This is a genomic window from Streptomyces sp. 2114.4, assembly GCF_900187385.1.
Taxonomy (GTDB): Bacteria; Actinomycetota; Actinomycetes; order Streptomycetales; family Streptomycetaceae; genus Streptomyces; species Streptomyces mooreae.
In genome coordinates this window covers 2261452-2287307 of sequence record NZ_FYEY01000001.1, presented here as the reverse complement: position 1 = coordinate 2287307, position 25856 = coordinate 2261452, and the positions used below count along the sequence as shown (strand labels likewise).

The 25856-nt window shown below is 72.8% G+C and carries 22 protein-coding genes and 1 riboswitch; of the genes, 9 read left to right on the top strand and 13 right to left on the bottom strand.

The features are described 5' to 3' along the window. Positions 1–258 precede the first annotated feature (258 nt). Positions 259–1428: a steroid 3-ketoacyl-CoA thiolase gene (locus CFW40_RS09920; RefSeq protein WP_088797445.1), complete on the top strand. Its 1170-nt coding sequence runs from the start codon at positions 259–261 to the stop codon at positions 1426–1428. Between the two features lie 156 nt (positions 1429–1584). On the opposite strand, the gene CFW40_RS09915 is transcribed toward CFW40_RS09920, so the two are convergent. The 7 genes from CFW40_RS09915 to CFW40_RS09885 form a co-directional block, all read right to left on the bottom strand. Next, the gene (locus tag CFW40_RS09915) at positions 1585–2412 is read right to left on the bottom strand and encodes an APH(3'') family aminoglycoside O-phosphotransferase (protein ID WP_088797444.1); all 828 of its coding nucleotides are present in this window, start codon (positions 2410–2412) and stop codon (positions 1585–1587) included. A 66-nt stretch (positions 2413–2478) separates the two neighbouring features. Continuing rightward, positions 2479–3396, bottom strand: a complete 918-nt coding sequence (locus CFW40_RS09910) for an ECF transporter S component (RefSeq protein ID WP_176960230.1) — start codon at positions 3394–3396, stop codon at positions 2479–2481. A 76-nt stretch (positions 3397–3472) separates the two neighbouring features. Beyond that, the gene (locus CFW40_RS09905) at positions 3473–5149 is read right to left on the bottom strand and encodes an ABC transporter ATP-binding protein (RefSeq protein WP_088797443.1); all 1677 of its coding nucleotides are present in this window, start codon (positions 5147–5149) and stop codon (positions 3473–3475) included. After that, positions 5146–6420 carry an energy-coupling factor transporter transmembrane protein EcfT gene (locus CFW40_RS09900; protein WP_256331530.1) on the bottom strand — a complete coding sequence of 425 codons (1275 nt, stop codon included), beginning with the start codon at positions 6418–6420 and terminating at the stop codon, positions 5146–5148. The genes CFW40_RS09905 and CFW40_RS09900 overlap by 4 nt, the downstream gene beginning before the upstream one ends. Continuing rightward, entirely contained in the window at positions 6417–7121 is a 705-nt protein-coding gene (locus tag CFW40_RS09895; RefSeq protein WP_088797441.1) for an SCO2322 family protein, read from the bottom strand. The genes CFW40_RS09900 and CFW40_RS09895 overlap by 4 nt, the downstream gene beginning before the upstream one ends. A gap of 35 nt (positions 7122–7156) precedes the next feature. Then, on the bottom strand, positions 7157–8470 hold the full coding sequence (locus tag CFW40_RS09890; RefSeq protein WP_088797440.1) for a prenyltransferase/squalene oxidase repeat-containing protein: 1314 nt from the start codon (positions 8468–8470) through the stop codon (positions 7157–7159). A gap of 188 nt (positions 8471–8658) precedes the next feature. Next, positions 8659–8761, bottom strand: a riboswitch (cobalamin riboswitch). Positions 8762–8961: 200 nt separating this feature from the next. Beyond that, entirely contained in the window at positions 8962–10086 is a 1125-nt protein-coding gene (locus CFW40_RS09885; protein WP_088797439.1) for an MBL fold metallo-hydrolase, read from the bottom strand. Positions 10087–10537: 451 nt separating this feature from the next. Here CFW40_RS09885 and CFW40_RS09880 point away from each other — a divergent pair, with 451 nt between their 5' ends. After that, positions 10538–11989: an aldehyde dehydrogenase gene (locus CFW40_RS09880; protein WP_088797438.1), complete on the top strand. Its 1452-nt coding sequence runs from the start codon at positions 10538–10540 to the stop codon at positions 11987–11989. Further along, positions 11989–12222, top strand: coding sequence for a ferredoxin (locus CFW40_RS09875; protein WP_088797437.1), 234 nt, complete (start codon positions 11989–11991; stop codon positions 12220–12222). The genes CFW40_RS09880 and CFW40_RS09875 overlap by 1 nt, the downstream gene beginning before the upstream one ends. A gap of 124 nt (positions 12223–12346) precedes the next feature. On the opposite strand, the gene CFW40_RS09870 is transcribed toward CFW40_RS09875, so the two are convergent. After that, positions 12347–13093: a TetR family transcriptional regulator gene (locus CFW40_RS09870; RefSeq protein WP_256331532.1), complete on the bottom strand. Its 747-nt coding sequence runs from the start codon at positions 13091–13093 to the stop codon at positions 12347–12349. 239 nt (positions 13094–13332) lie between these two features. On the opposite strand from CFW40_RS09870, the gene CFW40_RS09865 reads away from it, so the two are divergent. From CFW40_RS09865 to CFW40_RS09850, 4 genes are all read left to right on the top strand, one after another. After that, on the top strand, positions 13333–14745 hold the full coding sequence (locus tag CFW40_RS09865; RefSeq protein ID WP_088797436.1) for a glycosyltransferase family 4 protein: 1413 nt from the start codon (positions 13333–13335) through the stop codon (positions 14743–14745). Positions 14746–14814: 69 nt separating this feature from the next. Next, on the top strand, positions 14815–15711 hold the full coding sequence (locus CFW40_RS09860; protein ID WP_088797435.1) for a class I SAM-dependent methyltransferase: 897 nt from the start codon (positions 14815–14817) through the stop codon (positions 15709–15711). After that, positions 15708–16790 (top strand): prenyltransferase/squalene oxidase repeat-containing protein, encoded by a 1083-nt coding sequence (locus CFW40_RS09855; RefSeq protein ID WP_088797434.1) that lies wholly within the window; start codon positions 15708–15710, stop codon positions 16788–16790. Before CFW40_RS09860 ends, CFW40_RS09855 begins: the two co-directional genes overlap by 4 nt. A 60-nt stretch (positions 16791–16850) precedes the next feature. Continuing rightward, on the top strand, positions 16851–17654 hold the full coding sequence (locus tag CFW40_RS09850) for a maleylpyruvate isomerase family mycothiol-dependent enzyme (protein ID WP_088797433.1): 804 nt from the start codon (positions 16851–16853) through the stop codon (positions 17652–17654). Positions 17655–17668: 14 nt separating this feature from the next. Here the strand turns inward: CFW40_RS09850 and CFW40_RS09845 are convergent, their stop codons facing one another. The 5 genes from CFW40_RS09845 to CFW40_RS09825 form a co-directional block, all read right to left on the bottom strand. After that, positions 17669–18679, bottom strand: coding sequence for an LLM class F420-dependent oxidoreductase (locus tag CFW40_RS09845; RefSeq protein WP_088797432.1), 1011 nt, complete (start codon positions 18677–18679; stop codon positions 17669–17671). 153 nt (positions 18680–18832) lie between these two features. Continuing rightward, positions 18833–19654, bottom strand: a complete 822-nt coding sequence (locus tag CFW40_RS09840) for a hypothetical protein (RefSeq protein ID WP_088797431.1) — start codon at positions 19652–19654, stop codon at positions 18833–18835. A 197-nt stretch (positions 19655–19851) separates the two neighbouring features. Then, positions 19852–20760, bottom strand: a complete 909-nt coding sequence (locus CFW40_RS09835; protein WP_088797430.1) for an N-acetylmuramoyl-L-alanine amidase — start codon at positions 20758–20760, stop codon at positions 19852–19854. Between the two features lie 19 nt (positions 20761–20779). Then, entirely contained in the window at positions 20780–21445 is a 666-nt protein-coding gene (locus CFW40_RS09830; protein WP_088797429.1) for a class I SAM-dependent methyltransferase, read from the bottom strand. Positions 21446–21840: 395 nt separating this feature from the next. Beyond that, positions 21841–22056 carry a hypothetical protein gene (locus CFW40_RS09825; protein WP_371127302.1) on the bottom strand — a complete coding sequence of 72 codons (216 nt, stop codon included), beginning with the start codon at positions 22054–22056 and terminating at the stop codon, positions 21841–21843. Between the two features lie 64 nt (positions 22057–22120). On the opposite strand from CFW40_RS09825, the gene CFW40_RS09820 reads away from it, so the two are divergent. Beyond that, the gene (locus CFW40_RS09820) at positions 22121–24307 is read left to right on the top strand and encodes an acyl-CoA dehydrogenase (RefSeq protein ID WP_088797428.1); all 2187 of its coding nucleotides are present in this window, start codon (positions 22121–22123) and stop codon (positions 24305–24307) included. Positions 24308–24344: 37 nt separating this feature from the next. Continuing rightward, the gene (locus CFW40_RS09815) at positions 24345–25538 is read left to right on the top strand and encodes a lipid-transfer protein (protein WP_088797427.1); all 1194 of its coding nucleotides are present in this window, start codon (positions 24345–24347) and stop codon (positions 25536–25538) included. The last annotated feature ends 318 nt before the right edge of the window (positions 25539–25856 follow it).

Sequence of the window (25856 nt, the reverse complement as noted above, 5' to 3'; positions counted from 1 at the left end):
GACTCCTGGTCCATCCGGCGGCCGGCGTCCGGTGTATCGATGTCTGACGGAGCGTCAGATATGGGTCGCGGTGAAGGTAGTGACGAGTTCCGCAACTGGCAAGGGCCGTGGCGACTCCCTTTCCGGACAACAGCGTTGCATGCCCCTTGCGCCCCGGGGGGTGGCTCATAAGACTGTGGCAGAACTAGAACGCGTACTAGTTCTTCTTTCCGTGGGTGCCGGGACGCCCCGCGGACGCGAGGAGAGGACGAGTCAGTCATGGCCGCGGAACCCGTCATCGTCGAAGCAGTACGCACCCCGATCGGCAAGCGCCAAGGCGCGCTCGCCAACCTCCACCCCGCCTATCTCCTGGGCGAGACCTACCGCGAACTCCTCGCCCGTACGGGCATCCAGCCCGACTGCGTCGAACAGATCGTCGGCGGCACCGTCACCCACGCCGGTGAACAGTCCATGAACCCGGCACGCAACGCCTGGCTGGCGATGGGCCTCCCGTACGAGACCGCCGCGACCACGGTGGACTGCCAGTGCGGCTCCTCCCAGCAGGCCAACCACATGGTCGCCAACATGATCGCGGCCGGCGTCATCGACATCGGCATCGGCTGCGGCGTCGAGGCTATGTCCCGGGTGCCGCTGGGCAGCGGCTCCAAGCACGGTCCCGGCAAGCCCTGGCCCGACGAGTGGAACGTCGATCTGCCCAACCAGTTCGAGGCGGCCGAACGCATCGCCCGCAAGCGGGGGCTGACCCGCGGGGACGTCGACTCGCTCGGCCTGCGCTCCCAGGAGCGGGCGGCCGCGGCCTGGGCCGAGGAACGCTTCAAACGGGAGACGTTCGCCGTCCAGGTCCCCACCACCGAGGACGAACAGGCCGCGGGCCAGGGCATGTGGCGGCTGGTCGACCGCGACGAGGGGCTGCGCGACACCAGCCTGGAGGCCCTGGGCGGCCTCAAGCCCGTGATGCCGACCGCCGTCCACACGGCGGGCAACTCCTCGCAGATCTCCGACGGCGCCGCCGCGGTGATGTGGGCCTCCAAGCGCATGGCACGCGCCCTCAAGCTCAAGCCGCGGGCCCGCATCGTGGCCCAGGCGCTGGTCGGCTCCGATCCGCACTTCCATCTGGACGGCCCCATCGACGCCACCCGTGCCGTGCTCGGCAAGGCCGGGATGTCCCTCAGGGACATCGACCTCGTCGAGATCAACGAAGCCTTCGCCTCCGTGGTGCTCTCCTGGGCGCAGGTTTTCGAGCAGGACCTGGGGAAGGTGAACGTGAACGGCGGCGCGATCGCCCTGGGCCACCCGGTCGGCGCCACCGGCGCGCGGCTCCTCACCACCGCACTCCACGAACTCGAACGCCGGGACAAGGAGTTCGCCCTGATCACCATGTGCGCGGGCGGGGCACTGGCTACGGGGACGATCATCCAGCGGCTTTAGGGGGCGTCTCCCCGATCTCCGTGGGCCTGCGACGCTCCCCCAGCTAACGCTGGGAGGTGCCCCCAGGCACCGCACCTCGCCGCGTTGTCGGACCATCCCCGTACACCCAGTACGGGGACGATCCTCCGCCTTGCCATGCACGGCACCGGACGCCGCTCAGCCCCAGGTGAGCGGGTCGAGATGGAGGTAGAAGCGCAGGCGGTCCTGGTCGATGGCAATGCCGTACCTCTCGGCGAACGCCGCGTCCGCAGCCCGCGCCCCCTCCTCATCCGGCCATGTCTCCCGCGCGTTGGTGAGCAGGAGCGCCAGGTCGGCGTAGCGGTCGGCCAGCCCAAGGCGTCCCAGATCGATGAAACCCGACACGTCCAGGGTCTGCGGGTCGAGGACGATGTTGGGCAGGCACAGGTCTCCGTGGCAGACGACCGTGTCGGCGGCCTCCTGGCCCTGTCGCCGCGCGACCTGAGGGACGAGGCGGGCCAGCAGCTCCGAGGCCGGCGTGTGCTGCTGCTCGACAGGGAGGAACTCCGGGTTCACCGCGCCACGGGTCACCACGTCGCGCGCCACGGCGACCATCTTGTCCAAGTCCCGGCGGAACGGGCACTGCTGTACGGGCACCTCGTGCAGCCTGCGAACCGCATCCGCGATGCGTTCCCAGGAGGCTCGCAGGTCCGCAGGGGACACTTGGTCGGCGGGTATGCCGGAGACGGCACCGGTCACAAGGCAGGCACCCGCATCACCGCAGTGCCAGTCAAGCACTCGTGGCCCCGGGACACCCTGGTCGCTCAGCCATGCGACCCGGTCACGCTCAGCCTTCAGATCGGCTGCGTCCGCTGCCACTACACACTTGGCGTACCGGGTGCCGTCCGCGCTGCGGAAGACGGCGGCATCCGACTCGCCCGCGGTGACGGGCAGCCAGTCACCCAAGTCGCCACCCCCACCCAGCAGCACTGGCGACACAGTCCGAGGTCCGGGACGATCCCTCATAGCGGCCACTCTAAGCGAATGGATGCAGCACCTGACTTCGCCGTAACCGCTCAGGGGGAGACACCCCTAGGGCTGTTTCCCGCCTGCGGGCTCGGAAGGGAAGGAGACGGGGACGTCGAAGGCTGCGCGGCGGGTGGCGCGGCGCAGGGCCTTGAGGACGGTGCCGCCCAGCGTGCAGGTGAGGAGCACGGTGACCAGGGCCCGGGGGACGTCCCAGCCGAGGGACGTGGCGAGGCAGTAGGCGAGGTAGCGGGCGAGGTTCTGGTCGAGCGGGTCTCCGGGGACGAAGGAGACCCCCGAGGCCATGCCGCCGATGTAGGGCCAGCCCTGAAGGTTCATGACCAGGCCGTAGAGGAGGGCGGAGACGGCTCCGTAGGCGGCGAGCACGGCCAGTTCACGGCGGCCGCGCAGCCTCCCCCAAGCTCTCGGCTTCGCTCGAGCAGGGGGGTCCCCCATGGCCCCCGGCAGCAGGCCGGCGCCCATCGACACCCACCCCATCGACAGCATCTGGAACGGCATCCACGGGCCGACACCGCCGGTCAGCAGCGCGGACGCGAACATCGCCACCGACCCCAGCACGAACCCGAAGCCGGGGCCGAGCACCCGCCCCGACAGCACCATCAGAAAGAACATCGGCTCGATACCGGCCGTCCCCGCGCCCAGCGGGCGCATCGCGGCCCCGGCCGCGGCCAGGACGCCGAGCATCGCGATGGCCTTGGCGTCCAGGCCGGTGTCGGCGATGGTCGCCACGACCACGGCGAGCAGCATCGGCAGCAACGCGGCGAACAGCCAGGGCGCGTCCCGGGAATGGGCGAGCCCGGAGGCGGAGTCGGCGAGCAGCGGCCATCCGAAGGCCATCACGCCGATGGCCGAGACGAGGACCAGCGCGGCGACGGAGCGGGGGCCGAGCCGTACGGCACGGGCCTGGCGGCCGGGCCCGGTGCGCGGCTCGTCGCCCTCCGGCAGGTGCGGGTGTGCGCTCATGCGGGGCCTCCAGGGCGTGGGCTCACGTGGCGGTCTCCAGGGCGTGTGCTCACGTGGCGCTCTCCAGGGCATGCGCTCACGTGGCGGTCTCCAGGGCGTGTGCCACCTGGGGAACGGTCAGCCAGGGCAGCGGGGAGAGCACCTTGGCGACCTGCGGTGCGAAGGAGGGAGAGGAGACCACGACCTCATCGGTGGGACCGTCGGCGACGATCTCACCGTCGGCCAGGAGGACGACCCGGTGGGCCAGTTCGGCGGCGAGTTCCACGTCATGGGTGGCCAGGACGAGGGCGTGGCCCTCGGCGGCCAGTGCCCGCAGCACCTCGATCAGACGGGCCTTGGCGGCGTAGTCCAGGCCACGGGTGGGCTCGTCGAGGAGGAGCAGCGGAGGCCGGGCGGTCAGCACGATGGCCAGGGCCAGGGCGAGGCGCTGGCCCTCGGACAGATCGCGGGGGTGGACGGAGTCGGGGACGTCCGGCAGCAGCCGGGTGACCAGGGCCCGGCAGCTGCCGGGGGCGGCGTCCGCGTCCTGGTCGGCCGCGGTGCACTCGGCCGCGACGGTGTCGGCGTACAGGAGGTCGCGAGGCTCCTGCGGGACGAGGCCGGCATGCCGCAGGAGGGCCCGCGGGCTGGTGCGGTGCGGGGTGACGCCACCGACCCGCACCGTCCCGGAGAACGGTGCGTGCATACCGACGAGGGTGGCGAGCAGGGTGGACTTCCCCGCGCCGTTCCGCCCCATCAAGGCCAGCATCTCGCCGCCCCGCACGGTCAGGTCCACGTCGTGCAGCGCCTCGGTCCGCCCCCGGCGGACACTGAGCCCACGGACGACCGCGGCGGCACCGGCGGGGGAGCCCGCGGAGGCCGGCGTGGCCCCCAGGCCCGCGCCCGTACCCGTGCCCCCGCCCGTACCCGTACCCGTCTCCCGCGCCGGCGGCCTGACTCCCGCCAGCCGCTCGCGCAGGGGTGCGGCCTTCCGGCGGGCGTCACGTACGGACAGCGGGAGCGGCGACCAGCGGGCCAGGCGGCCCAGAGCCACCACCGGGGGGTGGACGGGGGAGACGGCCATGATGTCGGCGGGGGTGCCGATGACCGGGGGCGCGCCGGGGGACGGGAGCAGGATGACCTGGTCGGCGTACTGGACCACCCGCTCCAGGCGGTGTTCGGCGAGCAGGACCGTGGTGCCGAGGTCGTGGACCAGGCGCTGGAGGACGGCAAGGACCTCTTCGGCGGCGGCGGGGTCGAGTGCCGACGTCGGTTCGTCAAGGACCAGGACCTTGGGGTGGGTGGTGAGGACCGAGCCGATCGCCACCCGCTGCAGCTGGCCGCCCGAGAGGGTGGTGAGGGCGCGGTCGCGCAGTTCGGCCAGGCCCAGCAGATCCAGGGTCTCCTCGACACGGCGGCGCATCACGTCGGGCGCGAGGCCCAGCGACTCCATCCCGTAGGCGAGTTCGTCCTCGACGGTGTCGGTGACGAAGTGCGCCCGCGGGTCCTGGCCCACGGTGCCGACCACATCGGCCAGTTCACGCGGTTTATGGGTACGGGTGTCCCGTCCGTCGACGCTGACCCGGCCGCGCAGGGTGCCGCCGGTGAAGTGCGGGACGAGGCCGCACACGGCGTTCAGGACGGTGGACTTGCCGACGCCGGAAGGGCCGACCAGGAGACAGAGTTCGCCCTCGGGGACGGTCAGGTCGATGCCCTGGACGGCGGGCGCCGCGGCGTCCCCGTAGGTGACCGAGACCTGCTCGAACCGGATCACTGGGTGGGCTCCTTCGTGTGCGGATCGCCATCGGGGGCACGGCCACGGGACGCGGCCCCGGCTGCCCCGCTTGCCTTGCTTGCGCTGCTCGTCCCGTCGGTTCGGTCCGCCCGGTCCGTCCCGTCGGTTCGGTCCGGCCGGTCCGCCCTGCCGGTTCGGTCCGCCCGTTCCGTCCGGTCCGCCCGGCCCGTGCCCGGCGGGAGCGGGGCGACGAACGCGGGCAGCAGCCCCAGGAGAACGGAGGCGGCCGGCCAGAGCGGGAGGACGGGGGCGGTGAGCGGGACCGCGGGCGGGTGGAGGGCGGTGGCCGCGTAGTCGTTCGCCCAGATCATCAGGGCGGCGACGGCGATACCGGAGCCCGCGACCAGCCAGGCGCGGGCGCCCCACCGGTCGGGCCGGTAGCGGCTGCGCACCGACCGCCGGCCGCCGAGCCACAGCCCGGCGAGCGCCGCCGCCAGCCCGGCCAGCAGCAGCGGCAGCCCGTAGCCGCCGCCGGCGTCGCCCAGCAGCCCGTACGTCCCGGCGCAGATGCCGAGCAGCCCGCCGAGCGTGAGGACGGAGGTGAGGTGCCGTACCGCGGGTGGCACTTCGGCGCTACGGCCGTAGCCGCGCGCGTCCATGGCCGCGGCCAGCGCCACCGAGCGCTCCAGCGCGCCCTCCAGGACCGGCAGTCCGACCTGGAGCAGCGCCGTGACACCCCGGTCCGGGCGGCCGCGCAGCCGGCGCGCGGCCCGCAGCCGCTGAACATCGGCGACCAGGTTCGGTGCGAAGGTCATCGCGACGACGACCGCGACGCCCGCCTCGTAGAGCGCGCCTGGCAGCGACTTCAGCAGCCGGGCAGGGTTGGCCAGCGCATTGGCGGCGCCCACGCAGATGAGGAGAGTGGCCAGTTTCAGCCCGTCGTACAGCGCGAAGACCATGCCTTCGGCGGTGACCCGGCCGCCGATCCGGACGCCCTTCGCCCAGTGGGGCAGCGGCACTTCGGGCAGCGTGACCAGCGTGTGCGTACCGGGGATCGGCGAGCCGAGGACGAAGGCGAAGACCAGCCGGACGGCGATCACGACCAGCCCGAGCTTGACGAACGCCCCGTACGAACGGGCCCAGGGCGCGTTGGTGCGGCGGGCCGCGACGACATAGCCGGCCACCCCCACCAGCAGCCCCAGCAGCAGCGGATTCGTGGTGCGGGAGGCCGCGGTGGCCAGTCCGAGCGCCCACAGCCACCAGGCGCCGGCGTGCAGCGCGGTGGTGCGGGTCGCCTGCGGGGCGCTCATCCGCGTCGGCGGCGCGCCTGCCACACCGCCGCCGCGCCCAGTACGACGACGGCCGCGACCCCGCCGACCAGCCCGGCCGACGGGCCGCCGTCGCCCGCACCGCTCGCGTCACCGCCGCTGCCCACGTCACTCCCGTCCGCCGCCGCGCCCGAAGACGGCGCGGTGGGCGACGCGGGCTCCTTCGCGCCCTCCTTCGCGCCCTCCACTTGTTCCGCGCACCCCGCCTCCGGATAGCCGGCGATGGCGCACAGCAAGGCGCGGGAGTCATAGCGCAGCGGCCGGGCGACCGCCGCCAGCGCCTCGCCCGCCGAGGCGTCCCGTGCCACCTGGGCGCACTCGGTCCGGGGCTTCGGCGGCCGCTCCCCGCCGGGCGCATCCGCCGCGGTGCCGAAGTCGATGACGATGCCGACCCGCTTGCGGCCGTCCTTCGCGGGGGTGCCGTGGCAGATCGCGTCGAAGCCCGCGGCCGTACGGGGCTTTCCGGCCGCGGCCGAATCGGCGCTGACGGCGAAGCGGAAGCCCTCCACCGCGCCGTCGGCCGGCCGCAGCGTGGCCGGCCCTTCGGTGGCATACGCCCAGGAGCTGCCCTTGCCCTGCCAGAAGGACCAGTAGCGGTACTCCTGCGCCTGGGCGGGCCCGGCGGCCAGGCCGGTGACCGCACCGGCCAGCAGCGCCGCTCCGGCGATCCTGGTACGCCGCATCGGACGGGACCGCCGCAGGGGACGAGGCCGCCGCATCAGAGCTGGGTCTTCTTACGGCTGCTCAGCAGGAAGCCGATGCCGGCACCGATGGCGAGGCCGATGCCGATGATCCACACCAGGCCGAAACCGCCGCCCTTGGAGCCGTCGGCGTCCTTGCTGTCCTTGCCGTCCTTCGTCGCCCCGGCGGCCGGCTCGGGGCCGGTGGCGTTGAGCGAGGCCACCAGATCGGTGCCGCCGAAGGAGCGCGGATCGGTGCCGGTGGCGTGCGCGGCCAGCACCAACTGGGCATACGCGGCGGGGCCGTTCTGCTTGGCCCAGGACGCCGCGTTCTTCTCCAGCCACTTCAGCGGCTTCGCGGCGGCGGTGGGGTGCGCGCCGGCCGCCAGCGCCACCACGGCGTCGGCGGTGTTGCCGACATCGGGCTGCTCCTTCGCGCCCGGCATCGCGGAGAGCAGATGCTGCCCGTTCTTGTCGAGCTGGGCGACGAGGTAGCCGGCACCGCCCTGGGCCGCCGCTGCCACATCGCTGCCGCCCGTCTTCTCGTCGTCACCGTCCTTGCAGCCCAGCGGCTTGACGGGAGTGTCCGCGCCCTTGCCGGCCGGCTCGACGACAAAGCCCTTGCCGAGCGCTCCGGTCGCGGCGGCAGCGGTGGCGTCCGCATTGGGGGCCGCCCCCTTGAGCTGGAAGGTGAACGCACCGCGCGCGTCCGCCTTCGCCTCGCAGCCCAGCCGGAAGGTGAGCAGCGCGTCGTAGGGGGTCTTACCGCCCTTCTTCGAGGTCACGGACCGCGGCTTCTCACCGGCGGCGGCGAGCGCGCCGATGACCACGGAAGTGGAGTTGGCGTCGCTGGCCGCGCCGGCCATCGAGCTCCAGCCGCCGTCGTCGTTCTGCACCGATTTCAGCCAGCTCACGGCCTTCTTCACGGTCTCCCCGTGCCCGCCGAGCGCGGCCAGCGCCTGCACCGCGGCGGCCGTCTGATTGGTGTCCCGCGAGGTCTTGGCGTCGCAGGGCGTGCCCGGCTCGGCCCGGAAGGCGGTGAACGAGCCGTCGGCGCACTGCTGTCCGGCCAGCCACCGCACGGCGGACGCCGCGGGGCGTATGCCCACGGTGTCCTGGGCGAGCAGCGCGAGGGACTGCCGCCAGACCCCGTCGTACTGCGGGTCCTTGGTGCCGTACAGCCCGGCGGGCAGCTTCTTGGGGGAGGCGGAAGCGGAGCCGGCGTACGCGGCGGGGGCAGCGGCAGCGCCCAGCACCGCCACGGCCGCCAGCGCCGCGGCGGCGCGGCGCGCCAGGAAGGCGGCGGAGTGCGTCAAAGGGGCCGGTTGAGCCATGGAAGCCATGGGGGCCATCGGGTCGGTGCCTCTCGGGTCGGGTCGCGGCGATGCTACGCAGCCGCGCTCGGCCGGCCACTCGCGCGCCGATGCGCACATCGGCCGCGGTGGCACCGGGCTCAGCTCCGTATACCTCGACGGTGCCGCGCACCGGACTTCCGCACGGGCGGGTGGTTCGGTGGCGGGAGCCTTGGTCGTGCCCGGTCGGGTGCTCCGGCTCGTACGGCCCGCCACGCCGGGCCGGGGGCACGGTGCGGGCGGGGCGTCCTCACGGTTGCGGGTCAGCGCCGGATTTCCACCGGCTTCCCCCGATCGGGTACGGATGAAGTTGTCCCGCACACCTTAACCGGCGCCCGCCGGACCACTCGCTCGCCCGTACGAGCCGGCCCCGCGCCGGGGAGCGCCGGGAGCGCCGGGAGCGCCCCTGAGCCTGCCGCTGCCGCTGCCCTGAGTCCGCCCCTGCCTCCGCCCTGACCCGGACCCTGCTTCTGCCCCTGAGCCCGTCTCCCTCACACCGCCTGGTACCGCACCGGACCGGACCCCGGCACCTGCTCCGCCCGCCCCTGTTTCACCAGTCGGCGCAGATGGGCCTCGGCCTCCGAGACGGCGATATTGCGGGAGGCGTAAGGGAGCTGTTCCCAGGGACGGTTCCACTCCATGGCCATGGCGAGCTGCCAGGGGGTGCGGGGCTCGCGGAGCAGTTCCCGCAGCCGGCGGAGCCGTTCCTCGTGGTGCGCGATGAGCTCGCGTACCCGCCCGGTGGCGTCGGTGAAGGCGTGCTGATGGGCGGGCAGCACCTCGGCGGGGGCGAGCTTGCCGACGCGTTCCAGGGAGTCGAGATAGTCACCCAGGGGGTCGTGGATGCCGGCCCCCTCCGGGCCCTCAGGCTCCTGCGCGCCCTTCGGATCCTGCGCGCCCTTCGGATCCTGCGCGCCCTTCCGGTCCTCCGTGCCCTTCGGATCCTCGTACAGGCCGATGTGCGGGGTGATGCCGGGGAGGAGGTGGTCGCCGGAGAAGAGCCGGCCGAAGCCGTCGGCCCGCCCCGAGGGGTGCTCCTCCTCCAGGTGGAGGCACACATGCCCCGGGGTGTGTCCCGGTGTCCAGAGGGCGCGCACCCGGCGGCCGGGCAGGTCGAGCAGTTCACCGGGGCCGATGTCGCGGTCGGGCAGGGCGGCTCCCTGTCCGGGGTACGTCCGGCCGCGGCCCTGCGCGCGGGCCTCCCGCAGCGGTGCCAGATGCTCGTCGGGCGCGCCCGCCGCCGCGAGCCTGGCGGTCAGGTGGTCGAGCCACCGGCCCGGTTCGGCCTCGCGGGTGCGGCGGACCACGGTGGTGTCCGCGGCATGCATCGCGATCCACGCGCCGGAGGTCTCCCGCACCTTGCCCGACAGGCCGTGGTGGTCGGGGTGGTGGTGGGTGATCAGGACGCCGTGGAGCTCGGCGGGCGCGAAGCCGCAGGCGGTGATGCCGGCGACGAGTGTCGTCCAGGAGTCCGGGTCGTCCCAGCCGGTGTCGATGAGCACCGGTCCGCGGCCGGTCTCCAGGAGATGGACGAGGGTGTGTCCGAGCGGGTTGTCCGGGATGGGGACGGCGATGCTCCACACCCCGCCCTTGTGGTCGGTCACCTGCGGCGTCATCCCGGTCCCCTCTCGGTGTGCCGTACACCCGGTACCCGGCCTCACTATAACTAGAACTGGTTTCAACGTGACTGCCCTGCGGGTGAACCCTCCCTCGTCCTCTCGCGAAGTAACCAGCGCTGCTGCGGGAGTGGGGATTCGGCCTCGCGCCGTGGACTCCTGCAACTAGAACTGGTATCAGTTCCTGGGGTGATGGGCAGTCCTGACGCGGCGTGCTGTGTGCGGTATCCCGCACGCGGCATCCGGCAACGGAAGAACCCCCGGAAACCTCTGGAGCTCCAGAAGCCTCAGGAGCTCCAGAAGGCCCAGGGACTCCAGAAGGCCCAGGGGCTCCAGAACTCCCAAGAACCCCACGAACTCCCGAAACTCAAGGAACCGCGAAGAGCGCCCAGCACCCCCGAAACCGTCAGGGATCGCCGAACAGGCGGCCAACCCGCAGGAGGCGGCAGCGATGAGTGACCTCGTCGAGCACGGAAAGCTCTACATAGGCGGTGAGTGGGCCGATCCGGCCGGCCAGGACGTGATCGAGGTCGTCTCGCCCCACACCGAACAGGTCATCGGCCGGGTGCCGCACGCCTCGCGGGCCGATGTCGACCGTGCGGTGGCCGCGGCGCGTACGTCCTTCGACTCCGGGGTGTGGGCGAATGCCCCGCTGGCGGACCGGATCGCGGTGGTCACCCGTATCAAGGACGCTTTCGCGGCCCGCAGCGAGGAGATCGCCAAGGTCATCAGCTCCGAGAACGGCACGCCCGTCACCTCCGGCGTCATGGTGCAGTCGCTGGCCGCGATGCTGGCGTGGGACGCGGCGCTGACGGTGGCCGGTGACTTCCCGTTCGAGGAGCGGCGGGCCGGGGTGCTGGGGCCGCTGCTGGTGCGGCGGGAGCCGGCCGGGGTGGTCGCGGCCGTCGTGCCGTGGAACGTCCCGCAGTTCACCGCCGCCGCCAAGCTCGCACCGGCGCTGCTGGCCGGCTGCTCGGTGGTGCTGAAGGTGTCGCCGGAGACCCCGTTGGACGCGTACCTCCTCGCGGAGATCGCGGCCGAGGCCGGGCTGCCGCGGGGCGTGCTGTCGATCCTCCCGGCGGACCGCGAGGTGAGCGAGTACCTCGTCGGGCACCCCGGCGTGGACAAGGTGTCGTTCACCGGATCGGTGGCGGCGGGCAAGCGGGTCATGGAGGTCGCGGCCCGGAACCTCAGCCGGGTCACGCTGGAGCTGGGCGGGAAGTCCGCCGCGGTGATCCTGCCGGACGCGGATCTGGACGCCGCGGTGGCCGGCATCGTGCCGTTCGCCTGGATGATCAACGGCCAGGCGTGTGTGGCCCAGACGCGGATCCTCGCCCCGCGCAGCCACTACGACGAGATCGCCGAACGGTTCACCGCGGCGGCGTCCGCGCTCACCGTCGGCGACCCGCTGGATCCGGCCACCGAACTCGGCCCGCTGGTCGCCCGCCGCCAGCAGCAGCGCTCGCTGGACTACATCGAACTCGGCCGGAAGGAGGGCGCCGAGGTCCTCACCGGCGGCGGCCGCCCCGAGGGGCAGCCGACGGGCTGGTATGTCGAGCCGACCCTCTTCGGCGAGGTCGCCAACTCCATGCGGATCGCCCGCGAGGAGATCTTCGGCCCGGTCATCTGCCTGCTCCCGTACGACGACGAGGCCGAGGCGGTACGGATCGCCAACGACTCCGACTACGGGCTCTCCGGCTCGGTGTGGACGGCCGACGTCGACCACGGCGTCGACCTCGCGCGGCAGGTGCGCACCGGGACGTACTCGGTGAACACCTTCAGCATCGACATGCTCGGCCCGTTCGGCGGCTACAAGAACTCCGGTATCGGGCGGGAGTTCGGGCCCGAGGGCTTCGGTGCCTACCTGGAGCACAAGATGATTCACCTGCCGGCCGGTGCCTGATGGGGGACCGCTGGCAGGTGGAGGTGGACCGCGGCGTCTGCATCGGGTCCGGGATGTGTGCCGCGGCGGCGCCGGACGGCTTCCGCCTGGACTCGGCCCGGCAGTCGCACCCGGTGGCGCCGGAGACGGAGGCCGGTGAGGGCGTGCTGGCGGCGGCCGAGGGGTGCCCCGTGGAGGCGATCACCCTGACCGTGGCCGGCAGCGGCGAGGCGGTCTTCCCGCCGGAGGAGTGAGCGGGCCGGGTCGGGGCGAGGGGGAGGGGCCGTAACGGGAGAGGTCCCGTAAGGGGCGGGGGCGGCGGTCCCGTAGGGGTGTGGAAGGCCCCCTACGGGCCAACTACCCAGGTGGCGGGCGGGGTTAACGCTCCGCGCCGGGCACGCCGGGGGCACCGGAAGCACCGGGCGCGCCGGAAGCACCGGGTGTACCCGGGCCACCGGAAGCACCCGGCGCGGTGAGACCGATCAGCCGGCACACCGTCTCGATGTCTATTTTCACCTGGGCGATCGAGGCCCGTCCCGACAGCCAGGTGATCAGTGCCGAGTGCCAGGTGTGCTCGATGACCCGGACCGCGGAGAGCTGTTCGGGGGTGGGCGAGAGGGAGGGGCGCGCCGGCTCCTGCGAAGGGTGGTGGTGGGCGACGGGCGGGGCCATCGCGTCGAGGATGATCGCGGTGGTCAGCCGGGAGACGGTGTCGACCTCGGGGCTGACGGAACGGTCGGCGAAGGTCAGCGCGCGCACCATCGCGTCCGCGAGATGCGGTTCGCGCTGCAGTGCGCGGAAGGCCCGCATCAGGGTCTGGGCGACCCGGGCGCCTGGGTCCTGCTCCGACGGGGGGCGCTTGCGCAGCGTTTCGTGCATGTGCTGGAGCTGGTCCTGCATGGTGGCGACCAGCAGATGCACCTTGGAGGGGAAGTAGCGGTAGAGGGTGCCGAGCGCGACGCCCGAGGACTCCGCGACCTCGCGCATCTGCACGGCGTCGAAGCCACCACGGGACGCCAGCTTGGCGCTGGTGTGCAGGATGCGGCGGCGCCGCGCCTCCTGACGCTCGGTCAGGGGAGGACTCGCGGGAAGGGTCGGTCTGGCCGCCTTGGATTCCGTAGTCATATTTCCCATTCCATGGCATTCCGTCCGCGATGCGGTGAGTGCCGGTGGTGTGCTCGGCACAGCATGGCAGGGGGGCGGGTGGTGGCGCGAATCACCTGGTGCGGCTCTTTTCGCCTCGTTCTCGGCCGGTAGATTCGAAGCTGGTTGAACTGATGAGTAGCTAATCAGTTCTGAAACTTGTTCTAGATTACCGCCAGCGGTTACGCTCCGGCGAAAGTCCAGTGAGAAGGGGGCCGAGCGTGACCGCAGAGGCCGTCCAGGCAGCCGCGCTTCGCCCCGCAGAGGCCTTCCCGGCCTCCGCCCCGTCGAACGGTGAGCGTCCCCTGCGCATCGCGATGCTCACGTACAAGGGGAACCCGTTCTGCGGCGGCCAGGGCGTCTACGTCCGCCACCTCTCGCGCGAACTGGCCCGCCTCGGCCACACCGTCGAGGTCATCGGCGCCCAGCCCTACCCCGTCCTCGACGACGGGGTGACCCTGACCGAGCTGCCCAGCCTGGACCTCTACCGCCAGCCCGACCCGTTCCGCACGCCGAAGCGCGGCGAGTACCGCGACTGGATCGACGCGCTGGAGGTCGGCACGATGTGGACCGGCGGCTTCCCCGAGCCGCTGAGCTTCTCCCTGCGGGCCCGACGCCACCTCGCCGCCCGCCGCGGCCAGTTCGATGTCGTCCACGACAACCAGACCCTCGGCTACGGCCTGCTCGGCGGGCCCGGCGCGCTCGGCGCCCCGCTGGTCACCACCATCCACCACCCCATCACCGTCGACCGCCGGCTCGACCTCCAGGCCGCCGACAGCTGGCGGCGCCGCGCCTCCGTCCGCCGCTGGTACGGCTTCACCCGCATGCAGAAGCGCGTCGCCCGGCGGCTGCCGTCGGTGCTGACCGTCTCCGGCTCCTCCCGCCAGGAGATCGTCGACGACCTCGGGGTGTCCGCGGCACGGATCCATGTGGTCCCTATCGGCGCCGACACCGACCTGTTCTCGCCGGATGCCTCGGTGGCCGAGGTGCCGGGCCGGATCGTCACCACCTCCAGCGCGGATGTGCCGCTCAAGGGCCTGATCCACCTGGTCGAGGCGCTCGCGAAGGTGCGCACCGAGAACCCCGACGCGCATCTGGTGGTCGTCGGCAAGCGCGCCGACGACGGGCCGGTCGCCGCCGCCATCGAACGGCTCGGGCTGTCCGGTGCCATCGAATTCGTCAAGGGCATCACCGACGGCGAACTCGTCGACCTGGTGCGCAGCGCCCAGATCGCCTGTGTCCCCTCCCTCTACGAGGGCTTCTCACTGCCCGCGGCCGAAGCGATGGCCACCGGAACCCCGTTGCTGGCGACCACCGGCGGCGCGATCCCCGAGGTCGCCGGGCCGGACGGCGAGACCTGCCTCGCGGTGCCGCCGGGCGACCCCGGTGCGCTGGCGGGCGGACTGCTCCGGCTGCTGGGCGACGAGACCCTGCGCCGCCGGCTCGGCGCGGCCGGCCGGGAACGGGTGCTGGCCCGCTTCACCTGGCGCCAGGCCGCCCTCGGCACCGCCGAGCGCTACCGCGAGGCCATCGCCCTCCAGGGCGGCCGGGACGCCGCCCGTTCCTCCTTGCGGGCCCCGTCCGGCAAGGCCGCCGGCGCCGCGCCCGCGCCGAGCACCGCCGGGCACGTCTAGCGGCCCGGCCGGCCCCGCCCTCTTTCCGCAGCCACACCGCCACCAACCGCCGGACGAAAGCAGAACGCCGTGCTGACCGTCGACTTTTCCCGCTTCCCGCTCGCCCCGGGCGACCGCGTGCTCGACCTGGGGTGCGGCGCCGGCCGGCATGCCTTCGAGTGCTACCGGCGCGGCGCGCAGGTCGTCGCCCTCGACCAGAACGGCGAGGAGATCCGCGAGGTCGCCAAGTGGTTCGCCGCGATGGAGGAGGCGGGCGAGGCCCCGGCGGGCGCCTCCGCCACCGCCATGGAAGGCGATGCGCTGAACCTGCCGTTCCCCGACGACAGTTTCGACGTCGTGATCATCTCCGAGGTCATGGAGCACATCCCGGACGACAAGGGTGTGCTCGCCGAGATGGTCCGGGTGCTGCGCCCCGGCGGCCGGATCGCCGTCACCGTCCCGCGCTACGGCCCCGAGAAGGTCTGCTGGGCGCTCAGCGACGCCTACCACGAGGTCGAGGGCGGCCACATCCGCATCTACCGCGGCGATGAACTCCTCGGCAAGATGCGGGAAGCCGGACTGGAGCCGTACGGCACCCACCATGCGCACGGGCTGCACAGCCCCTACTGGTGGCTCAAGTGCGCCTTCGGGGTCGACAACGACAAGGCGCTGCCGGTGCAGGCGTACCACAAGCTGCTGGTCTGGGACATCATGAAGAAGCCGCTGGCCACCCGGCTCGCCGAGCGGGCGCTCAACCCCGTCATCGGCAAGAGCTTCGTCGTCTACGCGACCAAGCCGCACCTTCCGAAGGCGGCCGCCGCCGAGCCCGCCGCCACCGCGGAGAGCGAGCCCGCCGAGGCCGCCGCCCCCGGCCGTAAGCCCGCCCGGAGCACCAAGGCCGGCGCCAAGTCCGGCGCCAGGAAGACCGCGGGTGCCGAGACGGCCGCCAAGTCCGCCGCCAAGAACTCCACCGGGGCCGCCAAGTGACCAGTCCCGGGCGTACCGAACGGCTGGTCCTGCCGGGGGTGCTCACCGCCGAAGAGGCGGCCCGCACGGTGGCCGGCATCCTGGCGGTCCAGCGGCCGGACGGCGCGATCCCCTGGTTCCGGGGTCACCACCTCGACCCGTGGGACCACACCGAGGCCGCCATGGCCCTGGACGCGGCCGGCGAGCACGAGCGTGCCGAGGCGGCGTACGACTGGCTGGTACGGCATCAGAACCCGGACGGGTCCTGGTACGCGGCCTACGCCGACGGTGACTCCGAGGCGCCCACCGACCGCGGCCGGGAGACCAACTTCTGCGCCTATATAGCGGTCGGCGTCTGGCACCACTACCTCTCCACCGGCGACGACACCTTCCTGGACCGCATGTGGCCCGCGGTCCACTCGGCGATCGAGTACGTCCTGGAGCTGCAGCAGCCCGGCGGCGAGATCGGCTGGAAGCGCGAGGACGACGGCACACCCGTGGGCGACGCGCTGCTGACCGGCTCGTCCTCCGTCTACCAGGCGCTGCGCTGTGCGCTCGCCCTGGCCGCACAGCGCGAGGAGCCGCAGCCCGGCTGGGAACTGGCGGTCGGCAGCCTCGGCCATGCGATACGCAGCCACCCCGAGCGGTTCCTCGACAAGGCCCGCTACTCCATGGACTGGTACTACCCGATCCTGGGCGGGGCGGTCCGCGGTGCGGCGGCCAGGGAGCGTATCGACGCGGAGTGGGAGCGCTTCGTGGTGCCCGGTCTGGGCGTGCGCTGTGTGCTGCCCAACCCCTGGGTCACCGGCGGGGAGAGCGCGGAACTGGCGCTCGCGCTGTGGGCGATGGGGGAGTCCGAGCGGGCCGTACAGATCCTCAAGTGGATCCAGCACCTCCGCGCCGAGGACGGCATGTACTGGACCGGTTACGTCTTCGACGACGACGCGATCTGGCCCCGCGAACGCACCTCCTGGACGGCCGGTTCGCTGCTGCTCGCGGTGGCCGCCCTGGGCGGCGACGAGGCCACCACCTCGGTCTTCGGGGGCGAGTGGCTGCCGACGGGGCTCGACCCGGACTGCTGCCGGACGGCGGCCCCGTAGGACGGCGCGCCCCCCGGAAAGGGAGCGAGGGGAGGGGGAGGGCGCACTACTGTTCGCCGCATGACACTCCAAGGATCCCTCACCCACGAGGAATACTGCACCCAACTCCTCGCCGAGACCGACGCGTTCCGGACGATCGTACGGACCGCCGACCTCTCGGCGACCGTGCCGACCTGCCCCGACTGGACGCTGGCCGATCTCGCCCGGCATGTGGGGGGCGCGCACCGCTGGGCCGGCGCGCTCGTCGCCACCCGCGCGGCGGAGAGCGTCGACCCCGCGGACGTCCCCGAGGGCGCCGGGCCCGGGGGCGAGGACGCGGCGGCGCTCGACGCCTGGCTGGCGGCGGGCGCCGAGCGGACCGTCGCCGCCCTGCGGGATGCCGGTCCCGATGCGGAGGTCTGGAGCTGGACGACGGCGCGCAACTCCGGGTTCTGGGCCCGCCGGATGACCCATGAGACGGTCGTCCACCGGGCCGATGCGGCACTCACCGCCGGTGTCCCCTTCGAGGTCCCCGCGCCGGTCGCCGCGGACTGTCTGGAGGAGTGGCTGCAGATCTCCGAACTGCCGATGGTGGTGGCCCGCTTCGCCGAGCGCGGCACGTCGCTGCTCGGCCCCGGCCGGACGATGCACGTCCATGCCACCGATGCCCCGCCCGGTGTGGACGCCGAGTGGCTGCTCGACCTCACGGGGGAGGCGCCCACCCACCGCCGCACCCATGAGAAGGCGGCGGTCGCGCTGCGCGGCCCCCTGACCGATGTGCTCCAGGTCCTCTACCGCCGGCTGCCTGCCGACAGCGACCGGGTCGAGGTGCTGGGCGAGCGCGCCCTGCTCGACCAGTGGCTGGAGTGGGCGTCCTTCGGGTGAGCGGCCGGCCGGGGTCAGGAGTTGAGCTCGGCCAGTACCCGTAGCGTGTGCGGGTCCGGGGCGGTGACCAGCAGATCCGTGACCGGGCCCGCGCGCCACAACTCCAGCCGCTCGGCGATCCGTTCCCGCGGGCCGACCAGGGAGATCTCGTCGGCGAAGGCGTCCGGAACGGCGCGGACGGCCTCCTCCTTACGGCCGTCGAGGAAGAGCCGCTGCACCCGCCGGGCCTCTTCCTCGAACCCCATCCGCGCCATGAGATCCGCGTGGAAGTTCCTGGCGGCGTGCCCCATCCCGCCGATGTAGAAGCCGAGCATGGCCTTCACCGGCAGCAGCCCCTCGGCGAGGTCGTCACAGACCACGGCGCGGGCCATCGGGGCGATCAGGAAGCCTTCCGGTGCGTCGGCGAGCGAGGCCCGGTAGACATCGGGGCGCTGCGGTGACCAGTACAGCGGCAGCCAGCCGTCCGCGATCCGGGTGGTCTGGGCGATGTTCTTGGGGCCCTCGGCACCGAGGAGGAGCGGAATGCCCGCCCGGAGCGGGTGGGTGAGGGACTTGAGCGGTTTGCCGAGGCCGGTGCCGTCCGCGCCGCGGTACGGGTGCGGGTGGAAGCGCCCGTCCGAGGCCACCGGCTGTTCGCGGCGCAGGACTTGGCGGATGACGTCCACGTATTCGCGGGTGGCGGTCAGCGGGCTCTTGGGGAAAGGCCGGCCGTACCACCCCTCGACGACCTGTGGTCCGGAGAGCCCCAGGCCCAGCAGCAGGCGTCCGCCGGAGAGATGGTCGAGGGTCAGGGCGTGCATCGCGGTGGCGGTGGGCGTGCGGGCCGCCATCTGCGCGATACCGGTGCCCAGTTTGATGCCGGAGGTGTGGGCGGCGATCCAGGTGAGCGTGGTGAAGGCGTCCGACCCCCAGGCCTCCGCGGTCCACACCGAGTCGTACCCCAGCCGCTCGGCCTCGCGGGCGAGTTCGAGGTGCCGGGGGTCGGGGCCGCGGCCCCAGTAGCCCAGTGCCAGCCCCAGTCGCATGCCGATCGCCCCTCCCGGACGCGGTGACCGCTCCGCCCTGACGGTGTGTCAGGTCTCGTGCGTCCGGTGACTGTACGGGCGGGGCGCGGACATGGCAACGGCCCCCCGCCCGCAAGGGTGAGGGGCCGCGAAAGGACCGGTGCGCGTCCGGTGTCAGCCGCGCTGGATGCCGGTGGTGTCCTGCAGCACGCCGCGACGGCCGTCCTGGGTCTGGGCGATCAGGGCCTGGCCGCGCTGCTCCACCGCGAGGTACCAGGTGCCGGGCGCCAGTTCGGCGATCGGCGCCGGCGAACCGTCCTCGCCGTACAGCGGGCGGGCGACGGGCACCGCGAACCAGAACGGGGCGAAGTCCGTGGGGGCACCGGCCGCGGGAGCGGCCCCTGCGGGGGCGGCTGCCGCCTGGCCGCCGGCCGTGGCCTCGGCCGGAACCTGCTGGCCGTAGGGCTGGCCGGGCTGCGGCTGCTGCTGGCCGCCCGGGTAGCCGTAGCCGTGGCCCGCCTGCTGCTGGGCGCCGGGGTAGCCGTAACCCGGGTTGGGGCCCGCGCCGTACGGGGCGGCCTGCGGCTTCGGGGCGCTGATCAGGGCGGCCTGGAGCGGCGGCACGAGCGGCGTGGCGACGGCGCCGCCGGCCAGGACCAGGGCGGAGATCAGGCCGAGGATCAGGCCGGCGCCGACGCTGGGGAAGGAGAAGAGGGTCCACAGTTCCGTCCAGGCCGCGAAGACGGTGAGGGCGACGCCGAACTGGGCGAGGTCGAGACCGGCCACCTTGCGCGGCTGCGACTGCGGCAGCGCACGGCCGACGACGATGATCGCCGCGCCGATCACTCCGGCCAGGTACACGCTCATGAGGAGACTCAGCGATTCCCAGGCGTTGACGCCGGAGTAGCTGGAGAGATCGAGGAACGAGGCGATGAACAGCAACACCGCTGCTCCGATCACCACGCCGTCGCCTCGAGTGAGGGAGCGGATGTTCACGTAAGGGTCCTTTGTCGGTTTCGTGGGTCCGGTCGTCGCTGTCGCGGTGCGCAGTGCGAGGCACGGCGGTGGCCACCCATCGTAAAGGGGAACCTATCGCCGAATCCTGTGGGCCGTCCTCTTCGTTGGCCGCGCTATCGGTGCGGCGTATCCGAGCCGGTATCGGGTGGGTTTCGCGGGCGCGGCCGGCGCTGCGGTCAGTGCGTCAAGAAGTCCGTAATGCCCTCGGTGATCCCGCGGGCCGCTTTCTGCCGCCACCGGGGGTCGGTCAATTGCGCGGCGTCCTTCGGGTCGCGCATATTGCCGCACTCGAGGAAGACCTTCGGCACCGTGGAGAGGTTGAGACCGCCGAGATCGGAACGCACGTCGAGCCCGGTGCCGTGGCCGATGTAATTGGAACGCGCGCTTCCGGTGACCGTGTGGAACCGGTCGGCGAGCCGTTCGCCCAGCTTCCGCGAGGGCGCCACGATCGCGGCGGTGTCGGCCGGGCCGTCCGTGACGCGCGCGGGGAGGATGACGTGGAAGCCGCGGTTGCCGGCGCCCGAGCCGTCGGCGTGGATCGAGAGCGCGGCGTCGGCGTGTGCCGTGTTCCCCAGGGCGGCGCGCTTGTCCACGCACGGCCCGTACGGGCGGTCGCCGTCCTGGGTGAACACGACCTTGGCGCCCGCCTTCTGGAGGAGGGTACGGGCGCGGCGGGCGACGTCGAGGGTGAAGGAGGCCTCGGCGTAGCCGTCGTTGGTGGAGGTGCCGGTGGTGTCGCACTCCTTGCGGTCGTTGCCGATGTCCACCTGGCGGGCGATCTCCCGGCCGTGATCGTTGTTGTGCGGATTGTGGCCCGGGTCGATCACCACGACCTTGCCCTGCAGGCTGTCGTGACGCTTCTTGTCCGCTTCGCCGCCCCGCGCGCCGTGGCCGCCGTCCTCGCCGGCCGGGCCGTGGCCGCTGCCGTGCCCGGATATGCCGCCGGTCCGTGGTGGCGCGCCGCCGGCGCCCGCAGACCGCCAGACCAGCCAGCCCCCCAGGCCGACGACCGCCACGGCGGCCACCACGACGAGGAGGGTGCCGCGCAGGCGGCGGGGCGGAGAAGGAGTACTGCCGTTCGACACGTCGGCGATGGTAGCCCGCTCAGATGCCGGCGCCGGTGCGCCGCAGTACGCGCAGCGACCGGTGGGCCGATATCTCGCTGAAGGCGCCGGACTCCAGGGCCCTGCGGTAGATGCGGTACGGGGCCTGGCCCGTCCACTCGTCGACCGGGTCGGGGAACACGTCGTGGATCACCAGCAGCCCGCCGGGCGCGACATGCGGCGCCCAGCCCTCGTAGTCGGCGGTGGCGTGCTCGTCGGTGTGCCCGCCGTCGATGAAGACCAGGCCCACCGGCGCCTGCCAGACGGCCGCGGCCTGCGGGGAGCGGCCCACCAGGGCGATCACCTGGCCCTCCAGGCCCGCGGCGTGCAGGGTGCGGCGGAAGGTGGGCAGGGTGTCCATCCGGCCGACCTCGGGGTCGACCACGGTCGGATCGTGGTACTCCCAGCCGGGCTGCTGCTCCTCGCTGCCCCGGTGGTGGTCGACGGTGACGGCCATGACCCCGGCGGCGCGGGCGGCGTCCGCGAGCAGGATCGTGGACCGGCCGCAGTAGGTGCCGACCTCCATCAGCGGCAGCCCGAGCGCCGCCGCCTCTGCCGCCGCCGCGTACAGCGCAAGGCCTTCGTCCACGGGCATGAAGCCCTTCGCCGCCTCGAACGCGGCGAGGATCTCCGGCTGCGGAGCGGTCGGAGCCGTGGGAGCGGACATGGCTGCCTCCTGATGGTGCGGTCAGGGCCTCATCGTGCCGTACGGGCCGGGACGGGCGAGGCGCGGGTCTCCCTTATGGACATTCGGATATCGGAACGGCGATCCTCCTTTCCGCGCGTCGGGGGTTCTCGCTGGTTTCTGCTGGTTCCCCTCGGCTTTCCGCCGGTGTCCTGTCCGTTCCCGGCGTTTTATCGCCGGTCGTTTCCCCGATGCCGGAAAGCGGGCGAATGCGACGGAGAACCGGGCGGAGGGAATGGCGGCCCTCCCCGTGTCATCCCGCGAAGAGCAAGTACCGGAATTCACCGGGCCGATTCCTGTGCGCCTCCCCTTGGATCCCCGTGGGTCCCCTTGCATCCCCGTGGGCCCCTGAGGAATCCCGGCGGTGGAGTGGCGCATCAGCTGTCCCGCAGGAAGCCCAGCGGTCCGCGGAGGTCGGCAGGCTCGCGGTGGTGCACGCCGGTCATCCCGAGCCCGGCCGCGGCTTCGATGTTCTCCAGCCGGTCGTCCACGAAGAGGCACCGGTGCATGGCGGCCCCCGCCCGCTCGGCCGCGATCTCGCAGATCGCACGCTCCAGGCTTGCCGGCTCCGTCATGTCGTAGAAGCGGGTCACGTTGTCGAGGTCGCACCTGTTTCTGACCTACCGTCAGAATGTAACGTGTTCTAGTCTGTTGCGTATGGGCATCGGAATCACCGCAGACCACCGTGACCTGGCCGAGGCGGCGGGGGGATGGGCCGCGCGGGCCGTGCCGCCCGAGGAGGTGCGCAAGCTGCTCGATGCCGCGCACGGACCGCAGGGGCGGCCCGCTTACTGGGGCCAGCTCGCCGCCCAGGGCCTGCTGGGGCTCCACCTCCCCGAGGCCGACGGCGGTGGTGGCGGTGAACTGCTCGATCTCGCCGTCGTGCTGGAGGAAATGGGCCGCGCCGCGCTCCCCGGCCCCTACCTGCCCACCACCCTCGCCGCCGAGCTGCTGCACCGCGGCGGCGGCCACCGGCCCCTCGTACGGGCCCTGGCCGAAGGGGAGCGCATCGCCGCCGTCGCCCTGGGGCCCGGCTCCCTCACCGCCAGGGCGCACGCCGACGGCTACGTCCTGGACGGCACCGCGCCCCCGGTCCTGGCCGGCGCCGACGCGGATCTGCTGGTGCTGGCCGCGCGGACCTCCACGGACACCGTCTGGCTCGCCGTCGACGCCGGGACCCTGTCCGTACGCGTCCAGGAGAGCGCCGATCCGACCCGGCCGACCGCCGAGGTGAGCGCGGACGCCGTGCCGGTGCCCGGCGACCGGTTGCTGGCCGTCGACAGTGACCTCGTCCGCGACACCGCCGGGGTGCTGTTCGCCGCGGAGAGCTGCGGAACGGCCGCCTGGTCGCTGCACACCGCAGCCGAATACGCCAAGGTACGCGAGCAGTTCGGCCGTCCGATCGGCCAGTTCCAGGCGGTCAAACACCTCTGCGCCGATATGCTCGTCCGCTGTGAGCAGGCCCGCGCCCTGGTCTGGGACGCGGCCCGCGCGCTGCACGAGCCGCCCGCGGTCCGCGCGCTGGTCGCGGCGCTGGCCACCGCGACCGCCCTGGACGCCTCCTTCAGCTGCGCCAAGGACTGCATTCAGGTGCTCGGCGGGATCGGCTTCACCTGGGAACACGACGCCCACCTCCATCTGCGGCGGGCGACCGTGGCCCGCCAGCTGCTCGGCAGCGGCGACACCCACCTGCTGCGCGCCGCCCGCCACGGCGCCGACGGTGCCCGCCGCGCCCTGCACCTCGAACTCCCCGCCGCGGCACAGGAGTACCGGGCCGCGGCCCGCACCGTCGTCGACGGCGTCCGCGGCCTCGACCCCGCGGCCGTACGGCGCGCACTCGCCCCCTCCGGCTATGCCGCGCCGCACCTCCCCAAGCCCTACGGACTGGGCGCGGGCCCCGTACAGCAACTGGCCATCCAGCAGGAGTGCGCCGCGGCCGGCGTCCGCATCAGCGATCTGGGCATCGCGACCTGGGTGGTCCCCTCGCTGATCGCCCACGGCACCCAGGAGCAGCAGGAGCGCTACCTGCTGCCGTCGCTGCGCGGCGACCTGCTGTGGTGCCAGCTGTTCTCCGAGCCCGAAGCCGGCTCGGACCTGGCCTCCCTGCGCACCCGCGCCGAGCGGACGGACGACGGCGGCTGGCGGATCAACGGCCAGAAGGTGTGGACCTCGGCCGCCCAGGGGGCGAGCCACGGCATCCTGCTCGCCCGCACCGACCCCAAGGCCCCCAAGCGCAAGGGGCTGACCTTCTTCGTCGTCGAGATGAAGACCCCCGGCATCGGCGTCCGTCCGCTGAAGGAGATCACCGGCGACGCCCTCTTCAACGAGGTCTACTTCGACGATGTGCTGCTGCCGGCCGACGCGGTGGTCGGCGGGGTCGACGACGGCTGGAAGGTGGCCCGTACCACCCTGGACAACGAACGCGTCCACATGGCCGACCAGTTGACCTTCGACACCGGCCTGGAGGCGCTGCTCGACCGCGCCGCGGGGCTGGACGCGACGGTGCGGGCGAAGGTGGGCGCGCTGGCCGCCGAGGCGCACGCCCTGGGCTGCATCGGGCTGCGCACCACGCTCCAGCAGGTATCGGGCCTGGAGCCGGGGGCGGGCGCCAGTATCCGCAAGCTGGTGCAGACCCCGCACCAGCAGAAGGTCGCCGAGCTGGCGCTGGAACTGCTCGGACCGGACGGCGCGGTGCGGGAAGGGGCCGGCGGACGGGCGCTGCACGGCTTCTTGATGTCGCGCTGTCTGACCATCGCCGGCGGCACCACCCAGGTGCAGCTGAACGTCGTCGCGGAGCGGCTGCTCGGCCTGCCCCGGGACCCGGAGCCCCGCCCGCTGATCTGAGACTTCCCCGTATCCGGCCGCTTCCAGGAGGACATCCATGGCTGGCAAGGCGTACGTCGTAGGCGTCGGGATGACGAAGTTCGAGAAGCCCGAGACCCGCGCATGGCAGTACTGGGACATGGCGAAGGAAGCGGGCTCCAAGGCGCTCGCCGACGCCGGGATCGGCTACGAAGCGGTCGAGCAGCTACCGGTCGGCTTCTGCTACCAGGCCTCGACGGCAGGCCAGCGCGCCGCCTACGAACTGGGCCTGACCGGCATCCCGGTCTACAACGTCAACAACAACTGCGCGACCGCCTCGACCGCGCTGATGATGGCGCGCCAGTTCGTCGAGGCCGGGATCAATGACTGCGTCATGGCGCTCGGCTTCGAGAAGATGAAGCGGGGCGCGCTGGGCGGCGGCGCGGACGGCGGCGATTTCCAGACCTCGCCGGTGGCCCGCCACTACGGCGTGATGGCTGCCGCCCACGGCTTCGAGATGACCCCGCCCACCGCCCAGATCTTCGGCAACGCGGCCCGCGAACACATGGAGCGCCACGGCACCACCGCCGAACAGCTCGCCGCGGTGGGCGCCAAGAACCACCGGCACTCCGCCCACAACCCCCACGCCCAGTTCCAGGACGTCTACACCGTCGAGGAAGTCCTCGCCGCCAGGACCATTCACCGGCCGCTGACCAAGCTGCAGTGCTCTGCGACCTCCGACGGAGCGGCCGCGGCCGTGGTCGCCTCCGAGCGGTTCGTCCGCGAACACGGCCTGACCGACCGGGCGGTGGAGATCGTCGCGCAGGCCATGACGACCGACACCGAGGAAAGCTTCTCCTCCGGTTCCTGCATCGATGCCGTCGGCAAGCCCATGACACGGGCCGCGGCCCGGCAGGCCTTCGCGGCCGGTGGCCTCGGCATCGAGGACGTCGACGTCATCGAGCTGCACGACTGCTTCTCCATCAATGAGCTGCTGACCTACGAGGCCCTGGGTATGTGCGCGGACGGGGAGTCGGGAAAGCTGGTCGCCGACGGTGCCACGACCTACGGCGGCCGCTGGGTGGTCAATCCGTCCGGTGGCCTGATCTCCAAGGGGCATCCACTGGGCGCGACGGGCCTGGCCCAGACCGCCGAGCTGGTCTGGCAGCTCCGCGGCACGGCGGGCCAACGCCAGGTCCCCGGCGCCCGCGTGGCCCTGGCGCACAACATCGGCCTGGGCGGCGCCGCGGTGGTGACCTTGCTGCGCAGGTGACCGGGTAGCTGGGTGATCAGGTGGCCGGGTGATCGGGTGGCCGGGTGACCGGGTGGTCTTTGCGACCGGGGCGAGGCGGACGGAGGCGATGTGCCCGGGGCGATGTGCCCGGGGCGATGCGATCGGAGCGACGTGATCGGAGCGACGTGATCGGAGCGACGTGATCGGAGCGATGTGATTGCGCCGGTGTGATCGTTTCGGTGTGCTTGCGTCTGCGTGGTAACTGGGCCCCTAGCATGGGTAGTTGGTCTGCTGGGGGCCTTCCCGCCCCTTAGGGGCCCGCCCCTACGGCCCCGGCCTCCTGCGGCCTCACCCCGC

Coding starts and splice junctions, on each gene's coding strand:
- CFW40_RS09830 (WP_088797429.1), bottom strand. CDS start 21,445: ATGTCCGCTCCCACGGCTCCGACCGCTCCGCAGCCGGAGATCCTCGCC.
- CFW40_RS09910 (WP_176960230.1), bottom strand. CDS start 3,396: ATGAGCGCACACCCGCACCTGCCGGAGGGCGACGAGCCGCGCACCGGG.
- CFW40_RS09815 (WP_088797427.1), top strand. CDS start 24,345: ATGGCTGGCAAGGCGTACGTCGTAGGCGTCGGGATGACGAAGTTCGAG.
- CFW40_RS09920 (WP_088797445.1), top strand. CDS start 259: ATGGCCGCGGAACCCGTCATCGTCGAAGCAGTACGCACCCCGATCGGC.
- CFW40_RS09845 (WP_088797432.1), bottom strand. CDS start 18,679: ATGCGACTGGGGCTGGCACTGGGCTACTGGGGCCGCGGCCCCGACCCC.
- CFW40_RS09890 (WP_088797440.1), bottom strand. CDS start 8,470: ATGGCCCCCATGGCTTCCATGGCTCAACCGGCCCCTTTGACGCACTCC.
- CFW40_RS09870 (WP_256331532.1), bottom strand. CDS start 13,093: ATGACTACGGAATCCAAGGCGGCCAGACCGACCCTTCCCGCGAGTCCT.
- CFW40_RS09915 (WP_088797444.1), bottom strand. CDS start 2,412: ATGAGGGATCGTCCCGGACCTCGGACTGTGTCGCCAGTGCTGCTGGGT.
- CFW40_RS09895 (WP_088797441.1), bottom strand. CDS start 7,121: ATGCGGCGTACCAGGATCGCCGGAGCGGCGCTGCTGGCCGGTGCGGTC.
- CFW40_RS09850 (WP_088797433.1), top strand. CDS start 16,851: ATGACACTCCAAGGATCCCTCACCCACGAGGAATACTGCACCCAACTC.
- CFW40_RS09820 (WP_088797428.1), top strand. CDS start 22,121: ATGGGCATCGGAATCACCGCAGACCACCGTGACCTGGCCGAGGCGGCG.
- CFW40_RS09875 (WP_088797437.1), top strand. CDS start 11,989: ATGGGGGACCGCTGGCAGGTGGAGGTGGACCGCGGCGTCTGCATCGGG.
- CFW40_RS09900 (WP_256331530.1), bottom strand. CDS start 6,420: ATGAGCGCCCCGCAGGCGACCCGCACCACCGCGCTGCACGCCGGCGCC.
- CFW40_RS09880 (WP_088797438.1), top strand. CDS start 10,538: ATGAGTGACCTCGTCGAGCACGGAAAGCTCTACATAGGCGGTGAGTGG.
- CFW40_RS09885 (WP_088797439.1), bottom strand. CDS start 10,086: ATGACGCCGCAGGTGACCGACCACAAGGGCGGGGTGTGGAGCATCGCC.